At 55.2% G+C, this 24,429-nt stretch carries 17 protein-coding genes; 14 read left to right on the top strand and 3 right to left on the bottom strand.

The window, feature by feature from the left end; translation table 11 throughout:
• Nucleotides 1-125 precede the first annotated feature (125 nt).
• Nucleotides 126-2,768 (bottom strand): valine--tRNA ligase, encoded by a 2,643-nt coding sequence (gene valS, locus ACLHIJ_RS03615; protein ID WP_411296028.1) that lies wholly within the window; start codon nucleotides 2,766-2,768, stop codon nucleotides 126-128.
• A gap of 222 nt (nucleotides 2,769-2,990) precedes the next feature.
• On the opposite strand from valS, the gene ACLHIJ_RS03610 reads away from it, so the two are divergent.
• Nucleotides 2,991-3,524 (top strand): hypothetical protein, encoded by a 534-nt coding sequence (locus ACLHIJ_RS03610; protein ID WP_411296029.1) that lies wholly within the window; start codon nucleotides 2,991-2,993, stop codon nucleotides 3,522-3,524.
• Between the two features lie 492 nt (nucleotides 3,525-4,016).
• On the opposite strand, the gene proC is transcribed toward ACLHIJ_RS03610, so the two are convergent.
• Nucleotides 4,017-4,835 (bottom strand): pyrroline-5-carboxylate reductase, encoded by an 819-nt coding sequence (proC, locus tag ACLHIJ_RS03605; RefSeq protein WP_411298484.1) that lies wholly within the window; start codon nucleotides 4,833-4,835, stop codon nucleotides 4,017-4,019.
• 294 nt (nucleotides 4,836-5,129) lie between these two features.
• Here proC and ACLHIJ_RS03600 point away from each other — a divergent pair, with 294 nt between their 5' ends.
• From ACLHIJ_RS03600 to ACLHIJ_RS03560, 9 genes are all read left to right on the top strand, one after another.
• Nucleotides 5,130-5,879: an SDR family NAD(P)-dependent oxidoreductase gene (locus ACLHIJ_RS03600; protein WP_411296031.1), complete on the top strand. Its 750-nt coding sequence runs from the start codon at nucleotides 5,130-5,132 to the stop codon at nucleotides 5,877-5,879.
• A 424-nt stretch (nucleotides 5,880-6,303) separates the two neighbouring features.
• A complete protein-coding gene (ileS, locus tag ACLHIJ_RS03595) occupies nucleotides 6,304-9,513 on the top strand; it encodes an isoleucine--tRNA ligase (protein ID WP_411296263.1) in 3,210 nt (1,069 codons plus the stop codon).
• Nucleotides 9,510-10,922 (top strand): bifunctional folylpolyglutamate synthase/dihydrofolate synthase, encoded by a 1,413-nt coding sequence (locus ACLHIJ_RS03590; protein ID WP_411296032.1) that lies wholly within the window; start codon nucleotides 9,510-9,512, stop codon nucleotides 10,920-10,922. The genes ileS and ACLHIJ_RS03590 overlap by 4 nt, the downstream gene beginning before the upstream one ends.
• Before the next feature lie 184 nt (nucleotides 10,923-11,106).
• Nucleotides 11,107-11,529: a nucleoside-diphosphate kinase gene (gene ndk / locus ACLHIJ_RS03585; RefSeq protein ID WP_411298483.1), complete on the top strand. Its 423-nt coding sequence runs from the start codon at nucleotides 11,107-11,109 to the stop codon at nucleotides 11,527-11,529.
• Nucleotides 11,530-11,606: 77 nt separating this feature from the next.
• Complete coding sequence (gene smc / locus ACLHIJ_RS03580) at nucleotides 11,607-15,182, top strand: chromosome segregation protein SMC (protein WP_411298482.1); 3,576 nt, start codon at nucleotides 11,607-11,609, stop codon at nucleotides 15,180-15,182.
• A 285-nt stretch (nucleotides 15,183-15,467) separates the two neighbouring features.
• Nucleotides 15,468-16,013, top strand: a complete 546-nt coding sequence (locus ACLHIJ_RS03575; protein WP_411296035.1) for a hypothetical protein — start codon at nucleotides 15,468-15,470, stop codon at nucleotides 16,011-16,013.
• A gap of 139 nt (nucleotides 16,014-16,152) precedes the next feature.
• The gene (ftsY, locus tag ACLHIJ_RS03570) at nucleotides 16,153-17,310 is read left to right on the top strand and encodes a signal recognition particle-docking protein FtsY (protein ID WP_411296036.1); all 1,158 of its coding nucleotides are present in this window, start codon (nucleotides 16,153-16,155) and stop codon (nucleotides 17,308-17,310) included.
• 85 nt (nucleotides 17,311-17,395) lie between these two features.
• A complete protein-coding gene (gene ffh / locus ACLHIJ_RS03565) occupies nucleotides 17,396-18,937 on the top strand; it encodes a signal recognition particle protein (protein WP_411296037.1) in 1,542 nt (513 codons plus the stop codon).
• A gap of 36 nt (nucleotides 18,938-18,973) precedes the next feature.
• On the top strand, nucleotides 18,974-20,047 hold the full coding sequence (locus ACLHIJ_RS03560) for an amidohydrolase family protein (RefSeq protein WP_411298481.1): 1,074 nt from the start codon (nucleotides 18,974-18,976) through the stop codon (nucleotides 20,045-20,047).
• A 309-nt stretch (nucleotides 20,048-20,356) separates the two neighbouring features.
• On the opposite strand, the gene ACLHIJ_RS03555 is transcribed toward ACLHIJ_RS03560, so the two are convergent.
• Entirely contained in the window at nucleotides 20,357-21,307 is a 951-nt protein-coding gene (locus tag ACLHIJ_RS03555) for a cation diffusion facilitator family transporter (RefSeq protein WP_411296039.1), read from the bottom strand.
• A 304-nt stretch (nucleotides 21,308-21,611) separates the two neighbouring features.
• On the opposite strand from ACLHIJ_RS03555, the gene rpsP reads away from it, so the two are divergent.
• The 4 genes from rpsP to trmD all read left to right on the top strand — a co-directional run bounded on the left by rpsP (nucleotide 21,612) and on the right by trmD (nucleotide 24,429).
• Entirely contained in the window at nucleotides 21,612-22,088 is a 477-nt protein-coding gene (gene rpsP / locus ACLHIJ_RS03550) for a 30S ribosomal protein S16 (RefSeq protein ID WP_411296040.1), read from the top strand.
• Complete coding sequence (locus ACLHIJ_RS03545) at nucleotides 22,088-22,324, top strand: RNA-binding protein (protein WP_411296041.1); 237 nt, start codon at nucleotides 22,088-22,090, stop codon at nucleotides 22,322-22,324. The genes rpsP and ACLHIJ_RS03545 overlap by 1 nt, the downstream gene beginning before the upstream one ends.
• A gap of 171 nt (nucleotides 22,325-22,495) precedes the next feature.
• Nucleotides 22,496-23,035 carry a ribosome maturation factor RimM gene (gene rimM, locus ACLHIJ_RS03540; protein ID WP_411296042.1) on the top strand — a complete coding sequence of 180 codons (540 nt, stop codon included), beginning with the start codon at nucleotides 22,496-22,498 and terminating at the stop codon, nucleotides 23,033-23,035.
• 14 nt (nucleotides 23,036-23,049) lie between these two features.
• Nucleotides 23,050-24,429: a tRNA (guanosine(37)-N1)-methyltransferase TrmD gene (trmD, locus tag ACLHIJ_RS03535; protein WP_411298480.1), complete on the top strand. Its 1,380-nt coding sequence runs from the start codon at nucleotides 23,050-23,052 to the stop codon at nucleotides 24,427-24,429.

The raw sequence follows: 24,429 nt of genomic DNA, 5'->3' as shown, positions 1-24,429 counted from the left end.
TGCGCCACTGGCAACGATCTTATTGTTGCCAGTGGCGCATGACGATTACACATATCAGCAGTTCACTACCTACTAGGTTCTCACAGGGGCGAATTGCCGTCGCTATTTGCTACCGAAGTTAGCCTTTACTCACCCAGCTCGAAAGCGCTGACGTAGGCGTCCTCACCCGTGCCGGTTTCAATAGTGAACGGACCGGTGATGTGCGCGGCCGAAGCCAGATCGCCCTGTACGGTGTTAATAGCTGTTACATCGCCAGCGGGAACAGCAATCGTGACCGAACGATAGGGTAGACGTTGCGACACCTTGTTTTCTGACTTCACCTTACGCAAAGCCCGCAAGGCCCGACCGGCACTGTAAACCAGTTCCGGATCGCCATCAGCGCTTTGCCCGAAAGCTGCCGCCTGCGGCCAGGATGCACGATGAATCGAACCAGTACGATACCAGGACCACACTTCTTCAGTGGCAAATGGCAAGAACGGAGCGAGCAGACGCAAGAACGTATCAATCGCCAGATTTAACGCCACGCGAGCAGAACGCACCCGATGCGATTGACCAGCCTGGGATAGCGTTTCGTCGCGATCGTATGCCCGATCTTTGACAAGCTCAAGGTAATCGTCGCAGAACGTCCAGAAGCACGATTCCGTTACCTCTAAAGCGCGTGCATGATCGAAAGACTCCATCGCCTGCGTCGCCGTCATCACAACCTCGGCAAGCATAGCGAGCATTGCCCGATCTAACGGCTCAGTTACAGCGGTGGAATCGAGATCAACGCGAGCCTCAGCCCCGGCCATCTGCAACGCAAACTTGGCAGCATTCAACACTTTCATTGCCAGTCGGCGACCGATCTTGATTTGCTGCTCATCATAGGTGGCATCGACACCCAGGCGCGCCGAGGCTGCCCAGTAGCGCATCGCGTCAGACCCATGCTGGCGCAACGGCTCCATCGGCGTTACCACATTCCCCTTAGACTTCGACATCTTCTTGCGGTCCGGATCGAGAATCCACCCAGAAATAGCGGCATGCTTCCAAGGGAGCGCATCGAACTCAAGATGTGCCCGCAACAAAGAGGAGAACAACCAGGTGCGCAAGATGTCTTGCCCCTGGCTACGCTGATCCATCGGATAGATGTACTCGCAAATATCCTCATCCGTATTCCAACCACCAGCAATGAGCGGGGTGAGGGAGGAGGTTGCCCAGGTATCCATGATGTCAGTTTCCCCGACGAATCCGCCCGGCTTACCGCGCTGATCCTCAGTGAAACCGGCCGGAACGTCAACCGTCGGATCAATCGGTAAATCGGCTTCCTCGGGGGTAATGATCGCGTCATAATCGACATCGCCCGATTCACTCACCCGATACCACAAAGGCAGTGGGATACCGAAGAACCGCTGACGAGAGATGAGCCAGTCCGTATTCAAGCCCTCAACCCAGTTAGCGTAGCGCACACGCATGAAATCTGGGTGGAAAGTCAACTCCTCCCCGCGAGTGAGCAGATTTTCCTGCAACTGCTTGCCATTAGCTTCGGTGTACGGGCGACCACCATTGCGGATGTACCACTGGCGAGAGGTCACGATCTCCAGCGGCTTATCGCCCTTTTCAAAGAAATTAGCTTTGCGCTGGGTCGGCTTTTCCTCGCCAATCATCTCACCAGAGGCTTTTAACGCCGCCACCAGGGCTGCCCGTGCGGAGAAAGTCGTCTTGCCAGCCATCTCCTGATACATGGCACGACCATTTTCGCTGCTGATCCACTCGGGGACCTCATTGAGCAAGCGACCATCCTTACCCAAAACCGTGCGCATCGGTAGATCTAATTCTCGCCACCACTGTACGTCAGTAATATCGCCGAACGTACAGCACATAGCAATACCAGCGCCCTTATCTATTTCAGCGGCTGGATGGGCTAAGACGGGAATCTCCACACCAAAGATCGGAGTGCGGGCCGTCGTGCCAAACAGATGCTGGTAGCGCTCATCATCCGGATGCGCAATCAACGCCACACAGGCTGGCAGGAGTTCCGGACGTGTGGTTTCGATGAGAATATCCCCATCTTGCCCGTGGAACGCCAGGGTGTGATAGGCGCCGGGATAATCGCGGGCCTCCAATTCTGCCTGGGCGACTGCGGTTTGGAACGTGACATCCCACAGCCCAGGAGCCTGCGCCTGATATGCCTCACCGCGGGCGAGATTGCGAAGGAACGCAAGCTGCGTGACCCGCTGAGCCTTCGTGCCGATCGTCTGATACGTCTGTGCCCAATCGACGGATAAGCCGAGATAGCGCCACAACGCCTCAAACTGTTTCTCATCTTCCTGGGTGAGCCGATGGCACAATTCGATAAAGTTCCGACGAGAGATCGGCTTTTGGTCAGCGTATTTGATGGATTTACCATCCCCGCCCTGGTAGGGAGGCTCAAAATCTTCCTCATAAGGCAAAGACGGATCACACCGAACCCCATAGTAATTCTGAACGCGACGTTCCGTTGGCAGACCGTTATCGTCCCACCCCATCGGATAAAACACATTCTTGCCGGTCATTCGCTGGAAACGGGCAATAATATCGGTATGGGTGTAGCTGAAGCAGTGCCCGATGTGCAGTGAACCGGAAATCGTCGGCGGGGGAGTATCAATCGAATAGACCGCCGCGCGTTCGGTATCTCGGTTAAAAGCGTAGACTTGGGAATCCTCCCAAACCTGACTCCATCGTTCCTCTAAACCATCAAGGGACGCCTTTGCCGGGACGTCAATCGAAGCGCGCAATGTTTCATCAGTCATAAGTATATTCTTCCATGTCCTCCTCAGTGATTGCATATTTGGATATGTGACATAGCGCGGTGCATATCCTGCTGAACGTCACGCCTGCAGCGGCAGCTAGCACATTGGCCTACCCCGTCGGGCATTATCCACTACGGTAACGGCTGGCATGATCTGAGAAGTAACAGCGGCGGTTACAGACTCGGCAATGCACAGAACAGTGATGCTCGCTAAGGTAACGCTATGAGCACAGTGCAAATGATGGCAGTTCCTGATCTTCCAGCGATTACCTCCGGAGTAGATGTGGCAATGACGATTGCCCTCCCGATAAAGAAGATCGTTTGGCCTGATGGCAGTATCGGCTTACGGGGAGACGATATTGTGGCCATCGCCGGAAAAATTGTGGCGAAATCGCAAGGGCGTTGGCATAAAGCTGGTGAAAAGCCTGACGCATTCCGCACCCGAGAAGGTATCCCGCAGCCGTTAGGATTAGCAGCTCCAGAAAATGTGCCTTATGCCGCTGGGCAGATTCGTCGTGGATTGGCGGCGCGTTTTGGCGGGCGTCCGGCGGTGATTATTACCGGCTCAGGGTCACACAGCGTGCGCGGGGTGTGCGATTATGCATTGGGAAGCGCTGGATTAGATGTACGCACTGCGCAGGGGCATGCAGTGATTGACGCTATCGCGGCGATGGCGGGATTGCTGATGGAATTAGAGCACTCGCCGGTGGTTATTCTTCGCGATGTCCCTGACGTTATGATCTGGCAGGACCTATGATCGCAGGCACAGCCGGTGGTGCTGAGCAGATTGTGCGTAAGCTGGAGAGGCTAATCGGCTATTAGACAATAAGTAACAATAAGTAATGAGTAAAAGTGCTCAACGCACATGCAGTTTTGCAATACTGCTAGCTTTGGCGATCTGGGATAGCTAACTGGCTGAGCGCTCCATCTCGCTGAAACAGAGAATGGCGCCGCCACTGCTTTCGACTATTTGGTGTTGAATATTCCTACGTTGTTCATCACTTTCTACATTGTTCATCACTTTCGGCGCTCGCTGAGGTCTACGTCGGGCATGCAGGTGTGGCAAGCAGAGATCAATGGCGATAGTGCCCAAAGGAGATCACAGATCCGGCTCATCGCGCGCAGCAATGCTGGTAGTTCACCGTATTGAACGTATTGAGATGGCTTGAAGTGAGCGCGCCTTGACGCGAGGAAAACGTAGGGAGCAGCAAATGCGCATTGAACGCGAACGTTCCAACCTCATCAGGCTTCAGCCCTGTTTGGCGGCAATATCTTCGTCGCGCTTGATCGCAGCAGCCACGGCGCGGGCAACCGCCGGAGTGAAACCAGCTTCTTCCATTGCTAAAAGTCCGGCGATGGTCGTTCCGCCAGGGGAACATACCTCGTCACGTAATTGCCCAGGGGTACGTTCCTGGGCAGCAGATAGCACAAGCTGAGCACTGCCCGCCACGGCCTGTGCCGCAATCTCACGAGCCTGATGAATAGGAAGCCCAGCAGCTAAGGCCGCCTGGGCGAGCGCATCAATATAGGTGTACGTCCATGCAGGAGAACATCCGGCGATAGCGCTGAAAACCGGAAACGCCGCCTCCGGCAATTCGATAGTGCGACCAACGGCGCTAAATAGTTCGGCAACATATTCCCGCGCAGAGGCACATACCTCCTCGGTAGCGTACCATGCCGTCATTGCCTGACCGATTTGGGCATTGACGTTAGGCATTGCCCGCACAATGGGCGTACCAGCAGGAAGCGCGCGAGCCAGGGTGGCACAGGGAGTACCGGCAGCTATTGAGACGATAACGAGGTCGCGTGCGGCAGACCCTAAGTCGGTGAGCGCGCTGGCCATCGCATGCGGTTTAACACCGACGATACAGGTATCACCAGGGCGCAGGCGTTGGGCAAGCTCAGCAATAGACTCCACGTAATGCACAGCGTATTTAGCTGCTAACTCTGCGCCGGCACGATGATTGATTCGGGTGAAAACCACCTCGTCAGGATCGACTATATGTGCGGCCAGAATTCCACGCAGTAGCGCGCCGTTCATATTTCCCATACCAATAAAACCGAGCATGTGCTGTGCCTCCTTGCTGACATTGTGACACATTCACCTGGCTGCGACCTACACTAGACCTAGACTAAACATAGAAAGCTGACGTGTTATGCGCCCTGACGAGGAGCTGATTGAGTCAGTGATTGCCACGTGCGTATCCGGTTCTCACCAACGCTGACTGCCGAAGCGTAAGAGTCTAGGCGCGCGGCAAGCCGCATATCGGTAAGGCATTGAGATGACGCGGCAGAGGGGCAAACGGCGCAGAATATGGCTGCTAACCACAGCGCAGCATCGCAGACAAAGGGGAGGAAGATCATGCCACGTACTGTTCTTGTTACGGGAGCATCATCAGGCATCGGTGCAGCCACAGTTCGGGCATTATGTGCGGCCGGAGATCACGTCATCGCCACTGCCCGTCGTGCTGACCGGCTGGCAGCACTGGCGCAGGAGACGGGATGTTCCTATGTGGTTGCCGATCTGTTAGCTGACGGGGTAGAGGTTCTCAAAAGCTATCTCGATCAACACGGGCCAGTAGATATTCTCATTAATAATGCGGGCGGAGCGCTGGGAGTAGATCCGATTGCCGAAGGAAAAATTGACGAATGGCGTCGGATGTATGAGTTGAACGTCATTGCCTCCTTGCGGGTCACTCAACTCCTTGTACCGACGATGATCGAGCGTGGGGGAACGCTACTGTATATTACGTCCACGGCTGGTCACGATACCTACCCGGGAGGTGGCGGCTATGCGACAGCGAAACATGGGGAGCGGATGATTCCCAATACCTTGCGGCTTGAGCTAGTTGGCACGCCAGTACGGATTATCGAAATCGCGCCGGGGATGGTTCATACGGAAGAGTTTTCGCTGGTGCGTTATCACGGAGATCAGGCTGCTGCAGATGCCGTCTATGCGGGAGTTGATCGTCCCTTAACAGCCGAGGATGTTGCCGAAGCGATCCGTTGGGCGGTGAGTTTGCCAGAGCACGTCAATGTGGATTCGATGATATTACGGCCGGTGGCTCAGGCGTCGAACACGGTAGTGGCGCGCCAGCACGATGAAACGTGATATTGCGCGCAGGTCACTGTGGAACATACCTCGAAAAGGCAGGGCTGTATTAGGATCAGGGGTGCAGTGACCCGGCTATCACCGGCGAGCATTCGGAAGAACAGGCAGATGTACATGTTCTGCTGCCGCCTCTAAACGGTAGCAATGCAGAGCAGATACTGAGCTGGTCGCAACGTTCAGCGGCACAAGCAATGTATCGAGATTGTGCCGCGCCAGCGCGTCAAACAATCGCCCGTCAATCGCCTCAGTAGAACCGAACGGATGGACCCGTCATCGTCCCCAATGAGCGGCTGGCTTTCGCCAGCAAGCGAGGTGGTACCGCGGCATAGTCGCCCTCGCGCACAACCCTGACAACCGTGAGGGGCCTGACACATTGTGAGGCGCGCGATCACCTCCTGACCGCGCCATTGAGGAGTGAGATGTGATGGTCGAAAAGCCGACGAAATATCCGTTGCATCGGGACGAGGACGTACTCGCCTCGCCGAATTTTCCAGCGCTTGAGGATGAGATCCTTCAGTACTGGCAGCAGGATAATACCTTTGAGGCATCCATTGACCAGCGCACAGGGGATGAGTTCGTCTTTTATGATGGCCCGCCCTTTGCCAATGGCTTGCCGCATTATGGTCACTTGCTAACTGGATACGTTAAAGACGTCGTCGCGCGCTATCAGACGCAGCGCGGGTATCGTGTTGACCGCGAATTTGGCTGGGATACTCATGGTTTGCCGGCTGAAATCGAAGCGGAACGCATCCTCGGTATCGAAGATAAATCCGAGATTGATGAACTCGGCATCGAAACATTCAATGACGCATGCCGTTCCTCCGTGCTGAAATACGCTCAAGAATGGAAAGAATACGTCACCCGTCAGGCACGCTGGGTGGATTTCGACGGCGGCTACAAGACCCTCGATCCCACCTTTATGGAATCGGTTATCTGGTCCTTCAAACAGTTGTGGGATAAAGGGCTGGTCTATGAGGGCTACCGAGTCCTGCCATACTGCTGGAACGATCAGACTCCGCTATCCAATCACGAATTAAAGATGGATGATGACGTCTACCAAGATCGTCAGGACCAAACCGTCACCGTCGGCTTACGCCTAGAATCGGGCGAACTGGCACTGATCTGGACGACAACTCCGTGGACGCTACCAGCGAATTTAGCTATCGCGGTTGGCCCGCAGATCGAGTACGTGACGGTAGAAGTGACGCAGGGCCCACTGGCTGGGCAGCGCGTGATTATTGCGCGTGAACGCTTGAGCGCGTATGCGAAAGAACTCGGTGAGGATCCACAGATCGTTGCCCAGTGCCGAGGAGAAGAGTTAGCTGGCAAACGCTACTATCCGATCTTCGATTACTTCTCCCGCGATGAGGAAAAGCCAGGTCCGAATGCCTGGACGATTGCCACCGCAGATTATGTTTCCACGGAAGATGGTACGGGCCTCGTCCACATCGCCCCCTACGGTGAAGACGATATGTTCGTCTTAGCTGGTGCGCAGATCGAAGTTGTGGAGACGGTTGACGCAGGCGGAAAGTTCATGGATAACGTCCCGGACTACGCAGGCATCCAAGTCTTTGAAGCCAATCGAGCTATCACGCGCGATTTACGCGACGCAAGCGGCTCAATGGAACGTCGCCCGCAAGCTGAACGAGCAGTGCTGGTTCGGGAACAGTCCTATGTCCACTCCTATCCGCACTGTTGGCGCTGCCGTAAGCCGCTTATCTACAAGCCGGTATCATCATGGTTCGTCGCCGTGACGAAGTTCCGCGACCGCATGGTAGAGCTCAACCAAGAGATCACCTGGCAGCCGGAACACACCAAGGACGGAATCTTTGGTAAGTGGTTGGCGGGCGCTCGCGATTGGTCTATCTCGCGCAACCGCTATTGGGGTACACCTATTCCGGTATGGCGTTCCGATGATCCGAACTATCCGCGTATCGACGTGTATGGCTCCTTTGCTGAGCTGGAACGCGATTTTGGCCGCCTGCCAGTCGGTCCGGATGGGCAACCAAATCTGCACCGCCCCTATATTGATGAGCTGACCCGTCCTAATCCAGATGATCCGACGGGCAAGTCCACAATGCGCCGAATCACCGACATCCTTGACGTGTGGTTCGACTCCGGCTCTATGCCGTATGCGCAACGCCATTATCCTTTTGAGAATCGGGAATGGTTTGATTCGCATTTCCCAGGGGATTTCATCGTCGAATATGTGGCACAGTGCCGTGGATGGTTCTACACCATGCATGTGCTATCTACCGCGTTGTTCGACCGTCCGGCTTTCACCTCCTGTATCTCGCATGGCGTGATTTTGGGTAATGACGGGCGCAAAGCCTCCAAATCCTTGCGGAACTATCCCGATCCGATGGCGATGTTCCACCAGTACGGGGCGGATGCGCTGCGCTGGATGCTGATGGGATCGCCCGTATTGCACGGCGGCAATCTCGTCGTCAGTGAAGAAAATATTCGGGAAGCCATGCGCCATGTCGTTTTGCCGTTGTGGAATACCTGGTATTTCTTTGCTCTGTATGCCGGAACCTGTGACGGTGGAGCAGGATATGTCGCTAGCGCAATCGACCTCAACGACGCTGAGCGGGTAGCTGGCTTGAATGTGATGGATCGCTATTTACTTTCCCGTACTAAGCTCCTGGCCGACGCGGTTCGCGACCATCTGGATAACTTGGATATCCCGGCGACCACCAAGCTGATCCGTGAATATATTGATCTGCTGACCAACTGGTATGTGCGTACCTCGCGGGATCGGTTCTGGAACGAGGATCACGACGCTTTTGACACCTTGTACACCTGCCTGGAGATCTTGATGCGGGTGGTTGCCCCACTGTTGCCGATGATCTCAGAAGAGATCTGGCGGGGGCTCACGGGGCAGCGCTCCGTGCATCTGACGGATTGGCCGCAACTGCCGGAACACATGGTGGATGCCGAGCTGGTTGCTGTTATGGACGAAGTGCGAGACGTTGTCTCCCATACCCACGCGCTGCGTAAAGCGCATAAGTTGCGCGTGCGTCAGCCGCTGCGTTCGCTCATTGTGGTGACGGATCTGGATTTGGCTCCATTTACCGAGCTGATTGCCTCTGAAGTCAACGTCAAGACGGTTACGATTCAAACCGCAGCTGAATCGGGTCTGCAGGTTCGCCACGAATTGGCAGTTTTGCCTCGGGAACTTGACCCGCAGATTCGGCGTTTGACCTCGCAATTATTTGCTGCTGCCCGTCAGGGCAACTGGGAGGCGTGTGACGGTGGAGTGCTGATGCATGTTGATCCGCCGGTTACGCTGCGTCCGAACCAGTACGAATTGAGCACTGCGGTAGATGCAGCAGAAGGCTCAGTTGCCGATGTTCTCGATTCTGGGTCCTTCGTGGTGCTCGATACCGTTCTCGATGCGCAGTTAGAAGCTGAAGGCTACGCCCGTGATGTGGTTCGCGCCGTTCAAGACCAGCGCAAATCTGATGGTCTGCATGTGGCAGATCGAATCCGCTTGACTTTGCGCGTTCCCGAGGAACAGGTAGCGGCGGTCCGTACCCACCTGGAGATGATCTGTCGCGAAACCTTGGCATTGGAAGCTGATGTGGCTGCCGGCGGTGCGGGAATCGAGGTTGTTGTGGAGAAGATCGCGTGAACACGATCGGTCGCCACTGCCCACGCGATGCGGTGCGGGTGGATCTAAGTGCTCAGCAGGCGCAGGAAGAGGCTGAGGTCGCTCGAATTTATCGAGAGATTCTCACCCGAGCGCCTGAGCACAAGGTCCAACCGTCACTTGATCGGGTCCGTACCTGTTTGGATCTGATGGGTAACCCCCAGCAGATGTTCCGTGCCATTCACATCACGGGAACAAATGGGAAGACCTCAACCTCCCGGCTCATTGAAGCACTCATGCGCGAGCAGGGGCTTCGTACTGGGCGCTTCACCTCCCCACATTTATCGTCAGTACGAGAACGCATTGCCATTGACGGTCAGGCCATCAGTGCTGCGGGCTTTATCCAGGCATGGAATGACGTTGCCCCCTTTGTGGAGATGGTTGATCGCGCTGAGCCAAACGGGGTACGGATGAGCTTCTTTGAGGTGTTCACCGTCATGGCGTATGCGGCATTCGCTGATGCGCCAGTGGATGTTGCCATCATCGAAGTAGGCATGGGGGGAACCTGGGACGCGACGAATGTGGTGGATGCTGACGTCGCCGTGCTCATGGAAGTTGCCAAAGATCACGAACGCTGGCTTGGCCATGATCTGACGGATATTGCCACGGAAAAGCTCGGTATTCTCAAATCGGGTGCGCGGCTCATCTGCGCAGAGCAACAACCGCAGGTGATGGAGCTCGTTCAAGAACGTGTAGCGTGCCAAGGAGCTAGCGCGGTGTATTACGGTCAGGATCTGAAGGTTGAGAACCGAGAGCCAGCAGTTTCTGGTCAATTGATAACGGTGTCCACTCCGTGTGCGCGCTATGAGGATATTCCGCTGGCTATGCTCGGAGAACATCAGTCGCGCAATGCGGCGATGGCAATTGCTGCCGGTGAGGCATTTTTCGGCGGGCACGCATTCTCAGCACAAGTCATTGAACACGCGCTGATGTCAACAGTTTCGCCTGGTCGGATGGAGGTCGTGCGATCTTCTCCGCTGGTGATTGTTGACGCGGCACATAATCCGGCAGGCGCAGAGGTGACGATGACGTGTTGGGAGGAATCTTTCCCCGGCACACACGTCTTAGTCTTTGCGGCGATGGCAGATAAGGACGTGGAGGGAATCCTTTCGATTGCCGAGCCATACGTTCATTCGGTTGTGGTTACGCAACTAGATAGCGAACGCGCAATGCCGATTGACGAGGTAGCCCAGATCGCACGGGATGTCTTTGGGGAAGATCGAGTTGCGATAGAACCACAACTCGATACCGCGATTGTCTTTGCTGCCGATGTTGCCGAAAGCGTGGATCCGACGGAGATCACAACCCCGTCTGTGCTGGTTATGGGATCGGTCGTTCTCGCTGGTCAGGCCCGGCGTGTAATGGGGCGTCCGGCTCCAGATGGCGCATAGGCGTGATACCTGCGATGCCCGTCGGGAATATAGCTGACGAACACTATCGCAGTGGCCTCATAGTGCCGATAGGAGAGCGCCAGGCGATTGCGTAGATTGCCCTTGGTGGCGTGCTACGCAAATTAGACTAAATTAGTGGTCCGTTACCGGAACATTTCCAGTGACGGACCGCTACCATAAAGGCATGACTCAGCAGACGTTAATTTTGATTAAACCGGACGGCGTGCAGCGCGGGCTAACTGGCGAGATTTTGCGGCGGATCGAAGCCAAGGGCTATCGCATCGAACAGATGCGTATGTTGACGGCTACGCCGGAGCAACTTGCCGAGCACTATCACGAGCATGTGGATAAGCCGTTTTATGCCGGAGTATGCGCATATATGACCTCTGGGCCGATTGTGGCTGCCGTGATCGGTGGCGATCGGGTTATCGAGGCGGTGCGCACCTTATCTGGCGCAACTCATCCAATTGAGGCCGCTCCGGGAACGATTCGTGGAGATTTAGGGCGCGATTGGGGAGATGGAGAGATCCGCAATCTGATTCATTCCTCCGACGGGGAAGGCTCAGCAGCGCGCGAAATCGCTATTTGGTTTGGCCACAGCGCCTGAGGTAGTGCGTTGAGATATTCGCCTAATTCCGCGCTGTGCGGCGGTAGCGGGCAGTCTTTCTAGCCTAAACTGATTCAGTGTATCTCAAATCCTTGACCTTGCGCGGGTTTAAATCCTTTGCCACGGCAACAACCTTGCGGTTTGAACCCGGCATTAACTGTGTCGTCGGTCCAAATGGATCAGGCAAATCGAATGTTGTTGATGCTCTTGCTTGGGTGATGGGAGAGCAGGGCGCCAAGTCCTTGCGGGGCGGCAATATGGCAGATGTCATCTTTGCCGGAACAGCTAAACGTCCTGCGCTTGGGCGGGCAGAAGTCTCGCTCACCATTGATAACAGCGATGGGGCATTACCAATCGAGTATTCTGAGGTGACGATTTCGCGTACCCTTTTCCGCTCCGGTGGCTCGGAATACGCGATCAACGGGACGGCCTGCCGGTTATTAGATATTCAGGAGTTGTTATCCGATACCGGCATGGGGCGCGAGATGCACGTCATCATCGGTCAAGGAAAATTAGATGAGGTGCTGACGGCAAGTGCAGAGGATCGTCGCGGTTTTATTGAAGAAGCTGCCGGAGTGCTCAAACATCGTCGGCGCAAAGAAAAAGCGTTACGCAAACTCGAATCGATGCAGGGTAACCTGACCCGACTTGACGATCTAACCAAAGAACTGCGCCGTCAACTTGGGCCATTGGCTCGACAGGCAGCCACTGCTCGACGTGCCCAAGTGATTCAGGCAGATGTTTTTGATGCGCGGGCGCGGCTCATGGCAGATGATTTGGCTCAGGTTCAAGCTCGGGTAGCAGCGGGGCATGTTGATGAGCAAAAACTTGCTGCGCAACGCCAGGAGATTATGGAACGGGTGGCACATGCCCGTGAATCAGTGGCGCTTTTGCAAACTCGCGCCGATGCGGCCCATCCGCATATTGCGGCAATGACGGAAAATTGGCAGCGGCTCAGCTCGCTAGTGGAACGTTTCCGCGGTTTAGCGCAGCTCGCTCAGGAACGCGAACGCACATTCGCGCAGCCGCTGCAATCGGTATATAGCGGGGAAAGCCCAGATAGTATTCGTGCTCGCGCCGAGGAATTACGCGAAAAAGAACGTCAGTGTGCTCAGGCGGTTGACGAAACGCGCGAACAGTTACGTCAGGCGATTAGTGCTCGCGAGGACGCCGAGCGGGTGGAAAATGAGATTGACGAGCAACTGATGGCTATCAATCGCTCGTTGGCGGATCGGCGAGAAGCGGTCGCTCGGCTTACTGGAAAGATCGCGACGGCATCTTCTCGCATTGAGGCTTTGTCCCAAGAGCGAGAGCGGGTTGCGCGGGCAACTGCAGAGGCGCGCACCCGCGCTGAGCAGGCCCGGGCGCAGGTGCGCGAGTTAGAAGAGCAAGCTGTTGCGCATACCGACGGTGATGACACGCTTTCTATTGCCCACGAGGAAGCAGCCCGAGAGCGGCAAGCAGCTCATGACAATGTGGATGTGGCACAGCGGGCCATGATGGATGCGCAATCCTCTCTTGCCGAGTGGAGTGCGAAAGCAGAAACGCTGGAGATGTCCCTGGCGGCACCGGATGCGACGGCGTGGTTGATTGACGAACACCGCGTGGGAGTGCGTGGCCTGGTGCGCGATGTCGTACACGTTACTGCCGGCTGGGAAGGCGCGGTGGAAGCAGTGTTGGCAGGTGTGGCTTCGGGTGCGGTGGTCACTGATGTTGATGCTGCTATTGATGCTTTGCGGGCGGCTCGAGATCAGCACTCTGGCCGGCTCGATATGCTAATCATGACCCCGAGGGTTCACGATGCGGTAGATGATCAGGCGCGGGCAGCGCTTGCGGCGTGTGATTACGAGACAGATGTGGCTCAACTGGCCAGTGCTGCCATTGTGGGGGACGATGAGATGGCGCAGGCTCTGCGATGTGCGGTCGCGGGGGTCGTGCTGTGTGCTGATCTGGCTGTTGCCCGTCAGCTATTAGAAGCGGGTGCTCCGGCTGTTGCGACGCCAGCAGCCGATGTGATTTATGGCAATCATGCGTGGGGTGGGCACGTCCAGGCTAGTGCAATTCTGGCTCGGCAGGCGGCCTATGAGCAGGCCAAACAGCAGGCGCAGATGGCAGCCGAAGAGCTTGCTAATGCGCAGGAGGTTCTATCGCGAGCACGAGTTGAATTGGCTCGTACTGAGGAACAGTTTGATACGCTTGCCGGGCAGTTGACCGCCCGAGATTCGCAGATGGCGGCGTTAACAGCGCAGCTTGGCGTGTTACGCCAGACGGTTAGCGCAGCTCAAGATGATGTTGTTCGCAATGAAGAGCGGTTAGAACGCATTGATGTTGACAAAGCAGAGCTGTGTGTTGATGTGGCAGCTTTGCAAGAACAGCATGAGACGTTATCTGCCGATCCGGAGGAATTCGCTGCTAAAGCTAAGGAACTGAGTTTTGCTCGGGAAAAGGCTCATCACCAAGCAGGAATAACCCGCACTGCCGAGACGGATCAGCGTTTAAAATTGCGTTCATGTGAGGAAGAGGTGCGTTTGCATGCCGGGCAAGCGCAAGCCCTGGAGGCTCGAGCGCGCTCTGTGGAGGATCGGATTGCGCGTGAGAGTCGCGATGTGCAGCGCCGTCAGGTTTTGGCCCAGCAGGCGCGTGAGGTGCATGCAGATGCGCAGTTGGCTGAGCAAGCAGCCCAACAGGCTTTGGATACGGTTAATGCTCAGCGGATAGCAGCAGAAAAAGAGCGGGTGGCATTTGAAGCCGAGTTGGCTGAGGCGCGTCAGAATCTGGATCGTCTGGTTGCTCAGGAGCGGGATTTTGACGCACTCGGGCATCGCCACGAGCTGGCCTTAGCGGAACACAAACTGCGCTACTCACAGTTGGCGCAGCGAGCAGTTGACGATCTGGGGATCAGCGCCGATTCACTGATTGCCGAGTATGGCCCGCATACGCCTATTGTGGATCCAGCAGATGAGCAGGCTGAGCCGCGTCCTTTTGTTCGGGCCGAGCAGGAAAAGCGTTTGGCTAAGGCGGAACGGGAATTGACGCGGTTAGGCAAGATTAATCCGTTGGCTTTGGAAGAGCATGCCGCACTGGAGGAACGTCAGAAGTATTTATCTCATCAGCTTGAGGATTTGCGGCGTTCTCGGGAGGATCTGCTCAATATCGTCAAGGATATTGACCGTCGTGTTAATGAGGTTATGAGTGTGGCCTTGGCTGATGTGGCACGCGAGTTTGAGCGCACGTTCGAACGGTTATTCCCGGGTGGGCAGGGCAAATTGGTGCTGACCGATCCAGAATCGGTATTAACGACGGGTATTGAGATCGAAGCGCGCCCGCCGGGCAAGCGGGTGAAACGGCTGTCGTTGTTATCCGGTGGAGAGCGATCGTTGACGGCAGTGGCGTTCTTGGTGGCCATTTTTACGGCACGTCCCTCACCGTTCTACGTCATGGATGAAGTGGAAGCGGCTTTGGATGACACGAATCTCACGCGGCTTCTTGATGTCTTTGCTCAGTTGCGTGACCATTCCCAGCTGCTTGTCATCACGCATCAGAAGCGCACTATGGAGATTGCGGATACTCTCTATGGGATTTCGATGCGCGAAGACGGGGTGACGTCGGTTATTTCCCAACGTGTGAAGGATTGTGCTGGATACGATAGCTGAAATGCGGGGTTTTTCCGCATATTCAGGCAGGAGCTCTGTTAGGTCAAGAATTATCGACGGTTTATCTATGCGGATGGACCGTCAATACTAGAGCGAGTGTAAGTAAAATCCGGTGATAGTAAAGCCTTGACGGCGGCGGGAAACCGTGGGTTGAGGGGTGAAAGTTGGGTGTACCCCGTAGGAGGTCCACCCTGCGGGGGATATCCCCATAATTGATACCGAACTGTAACCAAGTCGCGCCGCGTTGGGGTAGGAATTGCTGAATAAAATCGCCACAATAGAGACGTGCTCACAATCTTGCTTATCTTGTTTTTAGCTGCGTTGTCCCTTGGGTGCGTTGCCCTGGTGCTCAACCATCAGTCCACCATGCATTTATCTAGGCAGTGGGTGATGGAATCAGTGGATGCCTGGCGTTCTAAGAAGCTGACGCGAGATACCTTTGACGTTCACATGGAAGAAACCACTCTCGCTGATCTGTTTACCACTTTCGATCACGATGGCGGAGATCCATACGTTTCGGCTGAGGCTATTGAAGCAGGCGTGACGCAAGTTGTTCGCTCGGATTTGCCGAGAAAAATTCTTGACGGAACAGAAAAAGTGGTGGCACGGGCAGTAGATGTGGCCAGCCATCGGGATTCGCACGGCTCAGGCCAGATGCGTCGGGCGCGTAAGACGGCTTCGCATGGTGCTAATGCGCAGTCGGCGGATTCTGCAGATAGTGATCAAACTGAATGTACTCACAAATCAGCGCCTGTTTCTTCGGGGCGCAAGGCAAAGTCTACGAGTGTGCCGGATCGCGATTCTGCCACAGATATGCGTAAATCCGCCTAGAAAACATGATTAACGTGTGCGCGGCACCGCCTCTAAAAAGTGTAGGCGGTGCCGCGCAGTCGTGTATTGCGCATGTCAGGTAGCACACCTCAAGCTGGTCGGCATTGGAAAAACTGGTCTTGTGCGTCAGACTATAGATGTGATTACTACTGACAATATCCTTATTCTCATTATTGCGATCGCCGCAGTGGCGGCTCTCGGTGTGGCTCTGTTTATCCGGTATCGCCGCACTGATTCTTCACAGCTTCCGTGGGAAGAACGCGAGAGCATTACTGCGCGTGATGAGCCAGAGGCGTCGAGTACCGATCAGATAAGTGATGAAGGGCAGCCGGCTGAAACGCCGACCACCATGATTGAGCGCCCGGAGTCGATTCCGTCTCGGATGGAGCGGTTACGCGGTCGCTTGGCCAGCTCTGGCGCCTTAGGGCGGGCATTATTATCAATTTTGTCACGCGGTGATTTAGCCGAATCGGACTGGGAAGAATTTGAAGAAACCTTGCTTATGGCCGATGTGGGCTTAGAAGCGACGACGGAACTGATGGAAAAGCTGCGCACGGAGACGAAGGTTCGCGGGACGAGTGATCCGGATGTTGTTCGCGATATTTTGCGTACCGAGTTGATTCGCTTAGTGGATCCGTCCATGGATCGCTCCTTGAATACTGAGGTCAGTGTAGATGAGCAGGGTAGTCATCCGGCGGCGATCCTAATGGTGGGAGTCAACGGTACTGGCAAGACGACAACCGTTGGAAAATTAGCGCGCGTGCTGGTGGCCGAGGAAAAGAACGTGATTCTTGGGGCGGCGGATACCTTCCGTGCGGCGGCTGCTGACCAGTTAAGCACCTGGGCGCAGCGGGCCGGAGTGGAGATCGTCCGAGCGGATCGAGAGGGCGCTGATCCCGCTTCGGTTGCTTTTGAAGCGATCAAAACTGGAACAGAGCAAGGCGCGGATGTTGTCATTGTCGATACCGCTGGTCGTCTACAGAACAAGGCTGGCTTGATGGACGAGCTGGGCAAGATCAAGCGCGTCATTAGTCGTTCGGCAGCATTGCGTGAGGTGCTTTTGGTGTTGGACGCCACCACTGGGCAGAACGGAATGCGTCAGGCAGAGGTTTTTGCTGAGGTTGCCGGCATTACGGGAATCGTTTTGACGAAGCTTGATGGCACGGCAAAAGGCGGAATCGTCATTTCGGTGCAGCGCGCCTTAGGTGTGCCGGTCAAGTTTGTCGGATTGGGTGAAGGGGCAGACGATTTAGCTCCATTCAATCCGGAAGATTTTGTTGATTCCTTGTTGTCGTAATATCGCGGTAGGGGTGGATTATTCGCTGCTGTGGCGTGTACCCCGTAAACTGTGAGGCAGTTCCCCGACGGATAGAGAGTCCCTAATGTTTAATTCACTGTCAGATCGGATTACATCGTCCCTGCGTAATCTGCGTAAAGCCGGGCGGCTATCGGAGAAGGACGTCGATAGCGTCATCAGCGATATTCGTCGCGCCTTGTTAGAAGCAGATGTGGCGCTGCCCGTCGTGCGTACCTTTACTGCCACTGTGCGGCAGAAGGCAACCGGCGCATTAGTGTCTCAGGCGCTGAATCCTGCCCAACAGGTCGTCAAGATCGTCAATGACGAATTGGTAGCGATTTTGGGCGGCGAGGCCCGTGAGCTCAATTGGGCGGCGACGCCACCGACGGTAATTATGCTCGCCGGTTTGCAAGGTGCTGGTAAGACGACTCTGGCTGGTAAGTTGGGGCGTTGGCTACGAGAAAATGGTCATCGTCCATTGCTCGTTGCTTCTGATCTACAGCGGCCCAATGCGGTTAACCAGCTTCAGGTTGTTGGCGAGCAAGCTGGTGTTGCGGTGTGGGCGCCACAGCCAGGTAATGGTATTGGCAATCCGGTGGACGTGGCATGGTCAGGTGTGGCTCATGCTCGCGAGAACTCCTATGACGTCGTTATCGTCGATACGGCCGGGCGTTTGGGTGTTGACGAAGAGATGATGCAGCAGGCGCGGGATATTCGCGATGCTATCCATCCCGATGAAATTCTGTTCGTCCTGGATGCGATGATCGGTCAAGACGCCGTGAACACCTCTATTGCGTTCCGTAATGGGGTGGGATTTACTGGCGTCGTTTTGTCGAAACTTGACGGTGACGCGCGCGGTGGTGCGGCGTTATCGGTGCGCGGGGTTACTGGTCAGCCGGTTCTCTTCGCCTCTACTGGCGAAAAACTCAGCGATTTTGAGCGTTTCTATCCCGATAGAATGGCCTCTCGTATTTTGGATATGGGCGATCTTTTGTCGCTCATCGAACAGGCGGAGCGCATCTGGTCGGAGAAAGAGGCCGAAGAGCTCAATGCGAAGATGAGCCAGGGGAGCTTTACGCTTGATGACTTCCTGGATCAGATCAACCAATTGCGCTCTATGGGGTCAATGAAGAAGATGATCGGAATGTTGCCGGGGATGGGGCAGTTCCGAGAAGCGATTGCGAATTTTGATGAGCGTGAGATTGACCGTCAGGCAGCCATTATTAAGTCAATGACTCCGGCAGAACGAGCCGATCCGAAGATCTTGAACGGTTCGCGTCGGCAGCGTATTGCCCGAGGTTCGGGGACGACTGTTCCTGAGGTAAATTCCTTGATGGAACGTTTTGATCAGGCGAAAAAGATGATGGCTCAAGTCTCGAATGGGCGCGGGATGCCAAATATTCCAGGCATGCCGAATATCCCTGGAATGGGCGGCGGCTATGGTAAGAAGAAGCCGAAGCGCAAGCAGAATAAATCTGGGGGAAAGAAAGGGCGTTCGGGGAATCCGGCGAAGCGTCGCGCGCAAGAACTGGCAGCCGATAGTGAGGCGCGGGGCGCCGCCTTCGGTGCGGCTCCGGCACAGCAGCCAGAGGTTAACGTCAATGATTTGGCGAAATTCCTGAAGTAATGTCAGATCTGTAACTCCCATACGTTTGGATTCGGTATGACGAATTATCAGCTATCTGGAGTTTTGCGTGGATGTGATCGGGATACCGTATGGGTGGTTGACGGTCGATTATCTGATCGGCAACCAGCGGGGCCACTTGAGCAGATCCGTGGGTATTGTTATCCCGGTTTGTTAGACTGCCACACTCATCCAGGGCTACGGCGAGTTCCTCAGCCGCTGTCCGTTGAGCAGATACGGCAGCGGCTGAGCATTCTTGCGCGTGCGGGTATTACCGCTGTTCGGGACGCTGGCGGGCAGCAAAATCCGAATATTGCTCATCGCACTGGTCTGCCTAAAGTTATTCACTGTGGGCAGCATATTGCTCAGTACAAGCGTTATCCGCGGTATCTTGCGGCGGAAATTGAGCCGAAAGATCTGGTAGGCGAGGCGCTGCGTCAGCTCGCAGTATCGGACGGATGGATCAAAATAGTGGGGGATTGGATTGATCGTTCCCTGGGAGCCGACGCTGATTTAACGCCTTTGTGGCCGCGTGAGGTTCTCGTAGATGCGGTCCAAGCCGTCCACGAAGCTGGAGGTAAAGTTACGGTTCACAGCTTCGCTCGGGAAACTGTGGATGATCTTCTTCTCGCTGGTGTTGACGGGATTGAACATGGGACGGGGATGACCCGAGATCAGCTTGTGGAAGCACGCGATCAGGGAATTCTTATCACTCCCACGGTGCACCAGATCCGACGTTTCCCGGAATTTGCTCGGGATGGGGCGAAGTTTCCGCGTTATGTTCGCCGTATGCTGGCGATGGATGCAGAGCGAGAAGAGCATCTGGCAATGATGGTTGACGTAGGAATTCGTATGCTGATGGGCTCAGATACTGCAGAGAACGTCGCTGAAGTGAATCTGATTGACGAGCTTATTGACGCAGTAGATGACGGGATACCGGCTGATCGTGTGATGGCTGCTGCGTCCTATAGTGGTCGTCAGTATCTCGGATTGCCGAACTGGCAGGTTGGAGCACCGGCTGACGTCGTCGTCTTTGCAGATGATCCTGAGCAGGATATTGCGGTTGTGCGTCAGCCTCGTCTGGTGCTCATTGATGGGTGTGTGCCGAGATAGCAGCCCTGTGTATCTACGCGGATGGATTATCTGAGCAGATGATCTGAGCGGTATTTTGCAGTATCGGTCAAGGTGTATGAGATGCTCGGGCAATAACTGGCACGAGGTTCAGTAGCTTATTTGCTGCGCTGTAGATAATTGCGCGAGGATCAAAATTTTTCCGGTTCTTCTCCTTCGCAATGTGTTGCCAATGAAAGTAGCAGCGCATAGGCGGAAATAGGCGTATTTTGCTACAGGCTTTACCGCCGGCTTACCGCTGAGTGAAATACGTTGTTGCAGGAAATGCGTCGTTTCCACAAGGTAAACAGATTAAGGGATGGGGCGCAGTCCCTCGTCATCACCTAAGGGCACGTACCCTTCGGGAATATCTGTATAGGATTGCGCATCCTCAATTGGTTCGACGTGGATGACGACATAGCTGGAATCGAGAGACTGCCCGATTGCCTCCTCGACTTGCATGGCGAGATCATGACCAGCTTGGACGCTCCACTGCCCAGGAACTTGCAGATCAACTTTGATATGGCGGTAACGTCCGGCACGTCGGGTTTGCAGCCCGTGAAAGGAAATCTGCCCAGGGCGCGTGAAGGTGCGCAGTGTGGCGACGATGCAGGCGTTTTCTTCATCGGGCAAGGTGACGTCAAGTAGTCCGGCAAGGGCTTGGCGCAACAGTTTGATTCCGGTGGTAATGATGTTGAGGGCGACGCAGATAGCGATGAGGGGATCGAGGAAATCCCAGTGAGTAATGAGGGCCAGGCTTAATCCGAGGATGACGCCTAAGGTGGTTAGAACGTCGGTGAGAAGGTGGATACCGTCGGCTTCTAAGGTGAGAGATCGTTCGCGTCGGCCGATGTGCCGTAAGTAAAGCCCAGTGATTCCGTTAAGGATGGTGGCCAAAACGGAAGCGAGGAGCCCCCAGCCCAGGTGCGTGACGGGTTGTGGATGGAATAGACGGGTGATGGCCGCAATGAAGATAAGCGCTGCCGCACCAAAAATCATTGCCCCTTCAACAGCAGCGGAGAAGTATTCGGCTTTGGAACGGCCGAAGGTGTAGCGCGAGGTTGCTGGCGCAGCGGCGAGTTTTAGGGCGATGAGAGCAATGATGGCAGCTACGAGATTGACGACGGATTCCATCGCATCGGATAGGAGTGAAACAGAGCCGGTTAAGAGGTATGCACCGGCCTTGATACTGATTGTTATGATCGCGACTACGATGGAGAGCCAGGCGTAGCGCACAAGCGCGGAGGACTTCACATGTGCCATTCTTGCGTGTTGTTCGCGCGAGGGAAACAATGTTCATGGCGGTATTTACCACAGTTAGGATGGCAAAAAATAAGGGTTTCGCCGTGGCGAAATTGTGCTGACGTGACCACTACCACCGCTAAAAATATGCCGATGGACTGCCATTGTGGCGAAAAATCTGGCAAGATTAGGCGTTGTACTTGGAGGAAACCGAGCCCCTCTCTCAACTCGGTGGAATCTCAGTTCGGAGCATATCCTGGGTGCATGATATTCCCACGCCGACAGGGTATTTTCCACCAACTAAGAACTAGGAGTGACCGCACAAGTGGCAGTCAGAATTCGTTTAAAGCGAATGGGCAAGATTCGTGAAGCCCACTACCGTCTCGTCGTCGTGGATCAGAAGAAGAAGCGCGACGGTCGCGTCATTGAAGAGATCGGATACTACAATCCGAACACCGAGCCGTCGATCATCGACATCAACTCTGAGCGTGCTCGCTACTGGATTTCTGTTGGCGCGCAGCCCTCAGACGCTGCATTGGTTCAGCTGAAGATCACCGGCGATTGGCAGGCGGCAAAGGGTCTTGAAGGAGGCTCTACGCTCAAGGTCAAGGAAAAGGTTGATCCGGAGCAGGCTCGCGAAGAAGCTGTGAAGGCAGTACAGGACGAAGCGGAAAAGCGTCGTGCGGCTAAGGCAAAGGCACGCGAAGAAGCCGAAGCTGCGGCGCAGCAGGCTGCTGAAGCAGAAGCCGCTGAGGAATCTGCTACCTCGGAAGCTGAGGCAGAGAGCACGGAGGCTGAGTAATGCTTGCCGACGCACTCGAACATCTCGTTCGCGGAATCGTTGATTCTCCGGATGATGTGGAAGTAGTTTCTCGCAATAATCGCCGTGGCGAATTGCTAGAAGTTCACGTAAATCCGGATGATCTTGGGCGTGTTATCGGGCGCAATGGTCGAACCGCAAAGGCACTGCGTTCTGTGATGTCTGCGCTCGCGCCCCACGGTAATGTTCGTGTCGATGTGATCGAAACCGATCGGTAAAACCTGTTTTCCGAGGTTTGCGTATATAACTCAAAAAGGACCCGCCAGGTGTGGCGGGTCCTTTGCATAATGTGAGATCAGAGCCCATCAGCGGAGTTACGTCGCATTGAGCTCGCCGGTCGCGTAACATGCCTGATGTAGTCACGTCGGATTCGGCTGTAAGGAAGAACCGTGCAACTTGTGGTGGCAATTGTGGGATCAGCTCACGGGTTAAAAGGCGAAGTGAAGCTGGATGTGCGCACTGATGATCCGTATAGGCGGCTTGCTCCAGGCGCTATCCTTGAGACTGATCCGGCCGATGTTGGTCCAGTTAAAATTGCCTCTCGTCGAGAATATCGCGGGCAAACCTACGTCAAATTTGCGGAATATGCAGACCGTGGCGTTGTGGAGAGCTTGCGCGGGACAAAGCTCATTATTGAATCCGATGAAGATGACGTAGAAAATGACGCCTGGTTCTCCCATGAATTACAAGGTCTGGAGGCGCTTGATCCAGAGGGCTACGAATTAGGGACGGTGTTAGGGTTCGAACCAATGCCCGCTCAAGATCTGCTGATCGTGCGTGAGCCAGATGGAACGATCACCCGAGTTCCTTTCGTTAAAGCGATCGTGACGGAAGTCGATTTAGAGGATCACTGCGTCGTTATCGATGCGCCGCGAGGATTATTCCACTGCGATCCTATTGATGACGACTCAGACGCGGCGACTGAGTAGCAAGTTGGCGCCTTATGCGATTTGATATCGTCAGTGTCTTTCCGGAGTTCTTTTCGGTTTTAGATCTATCCCTTATTGGTAAAGCCCGCGATCGCCAGCTCCTTGATGTACGGGTTCACGATCTGCGCTCCTGGACTCACGATGTCCACCGGACCGTTGATGGTGCTCCCTGTGGTGGGGGTGCGGGAATGGTGATGAAGCCAGACGTTTGGGCAGCGGCCATTGACGATCTGCTCTGCGACCAGACGGTGATCGCGATTCCTTCACCGGCTGGCCAGCGCTTAACACAGGCGGCATGTGTGGATTTAGCGAAGAAAGAGCACATCATTGTTGCCTGTGGCCGTTACGAAGGGATTGACGCGCGGGTCGCGGATTATTACGCTCAGGCTGGCTACCAGGTGTGGGAGTACTCGCTTGGGGATTATGTGCTTAACGGCGGAGAAGTGGCGGCGGTGGCACTCGTTGAAGCAGTTGGGCGGCTCGTGCCAGGGATGGTCGGCAATCCGGATTCCTTGACGGAGGAATCACATGGTGACGCCGGGCTGTTGGAATATCCGAATTACACCCGTCCTATTGATTTTCGTGGGCATCGCGTCCCGAGCGTGCTTGCTAGCGGCAATCATGGGGCTATTGCTCGCTGGCGGCGAGATCAGGCGTTACGACGAACGGTCCAGCGCCGTCCCGATATGATTGCCGCCCTTGATCTGCAAACCTTGGATAGGGAAGATCGCAGCGTTCTAGCTGCCTGTGGTTGGGCGCAGCCGGTGCAAGGTAGCGCTCTAGAAGCAATTGAGATGGGAGCGGCTACTTCGGAAGATAGTGAGCAGCTAGCGCGTCTGGCTCGAGAGACGTTTCCAGATGCCTGCCCGCCGCATGTGACGCCTGCCGATATTGCGGAATTTTGTGAGCAGCATTTAAGCGAGCGCGCATTTTCGCAAGCTATTGCAGATCCAATGTCGCTTATTTGGGGTGCGCGCCATGACGGTCACCTCATCGGATACGTGTGGGCGCAGTTGGATTGCGTCCCCGATCCGCATGTTGTTGAGCGAATCCCTATTCCTCCTGAAGCCTATGTGGTGTACCTGTCGAAAGTGTATGTGGCTGAATCCTGGCGCGGTAGCGGGGTAGCGCACGCCATGATTGAAAGCATTATTGACGATATTCGTTATCGGGTAGTGGGCGGAGATAATGATTCTCCTCAGCACACGTCTGGGGGAGCAGAGGCACAATATAGATCTATCTACCTGTGGTTATGTACGCATGTGTCGAATAAGCGAGCGCAGAAAGCGTATCGGCGAGCTGGCTTTCGGCGCAGCGGCTCGCGGATTTTTACCGTGGGTGAGCAGATCAACACTGATACCGCTATGGCTCGTATCGTCGATATGCCACAATAA

Source organism: Trueperella sp. LYQ141 (assembly GCF_046599555.1).
In the GTDB taxonomy this organism is placed as follows: domain Bacteria; phylum Actinomycetota; class Actinomycetes; order Actinomycetales; family Actinomycetaceae; genus Trueperella.
Note: the sequence above shows the minus strand (reverse complement) of the source record. Positions and strands in the feature narration are given on the sequence as shown.

What these genes read in the sequence shown, in the direction of transcription:
- valS (WP_411296028.1), bottom strand. Translation starts at nt 2,768, where the DNA reads ATGACTGATGAAACATTGCGCGCTTCGATTGACGTCCCGGCAAAGGCG.
- ACLHIJ_RS03610 (WP_411296029.1), top strand. Translation starts at nt 2,991, where the DNA reads ATGAGCACAGTGCAAATGATGGCAGTTCCTGATCTTCCAGCGATTACC.
- proC (WP_411298484.1), bottom strand. Translation starts at nt 4,835, where the DNA reads ATGCTCGGTTTTATTGGTATGGGAAATATGAACGGCGCGCTACTGCGT.
- ACLHIJ_RS03600 (WP_411296031.1), top strand. Translation starts at nt 5,130, where the DNA reads ATGCCACGTACTGTTCTTGTTACGGGAGCATCATCAGGCATCGGTGCA.
- ileS (WP_411296263.1), top strand. Translation starts at nt 6,304, where the DNA reads ATGGTCGAAAAGCCGACGAAATATCCGTTGCATCGGGACGAGGACGTA.
- ndk (WP_411298483.1), top strand. Translation starts at nt 11,107, where the DNA reads ATGACTCAGCAGACGTTAATTTTGATTAAACCGGACGGCGTGCAGCGC.
- ffh (WP_411296037.1), top strand. Translation starts at nt 17,396, where the DNA reads ATGTTTAATTCACTGTCAGATCGGATTACATCGTCCCTGCGTAATCTG.
- ACLHIJ_RS03560 (WP_411298481.1), top strand. Translation starts at nt 18,974, where the DNA reads ATGACGAATTATCAGCTATCTGGAGTTTTGCGTGGATGTGATCGGGAT.
- ACLHIJ_RS03555 (WP_411296039.1), bottom strand. Translation starts at nt 21,307, where the DNA reads ATGGCACATGTGAAGTCCTCCGCGCTTGTGCGCTACGCCTGGCTCTCC.
- ACLHIJ_RS03545 (WP_411296041.1), top strand. Translation starts at nt 22,088, where the DNA reads ATGCTTGCCGACGCACTCGAACATCTCGTTCGCGGAATCGTTGATTCT.
- trmD (WP_411298480.1), top strand. Translation starts at nt 23,050, where the DNA reads ATGCGATTTGATATCGTCAGTGTCTTTCCGGAGTTCTTTTCGGTTTTA.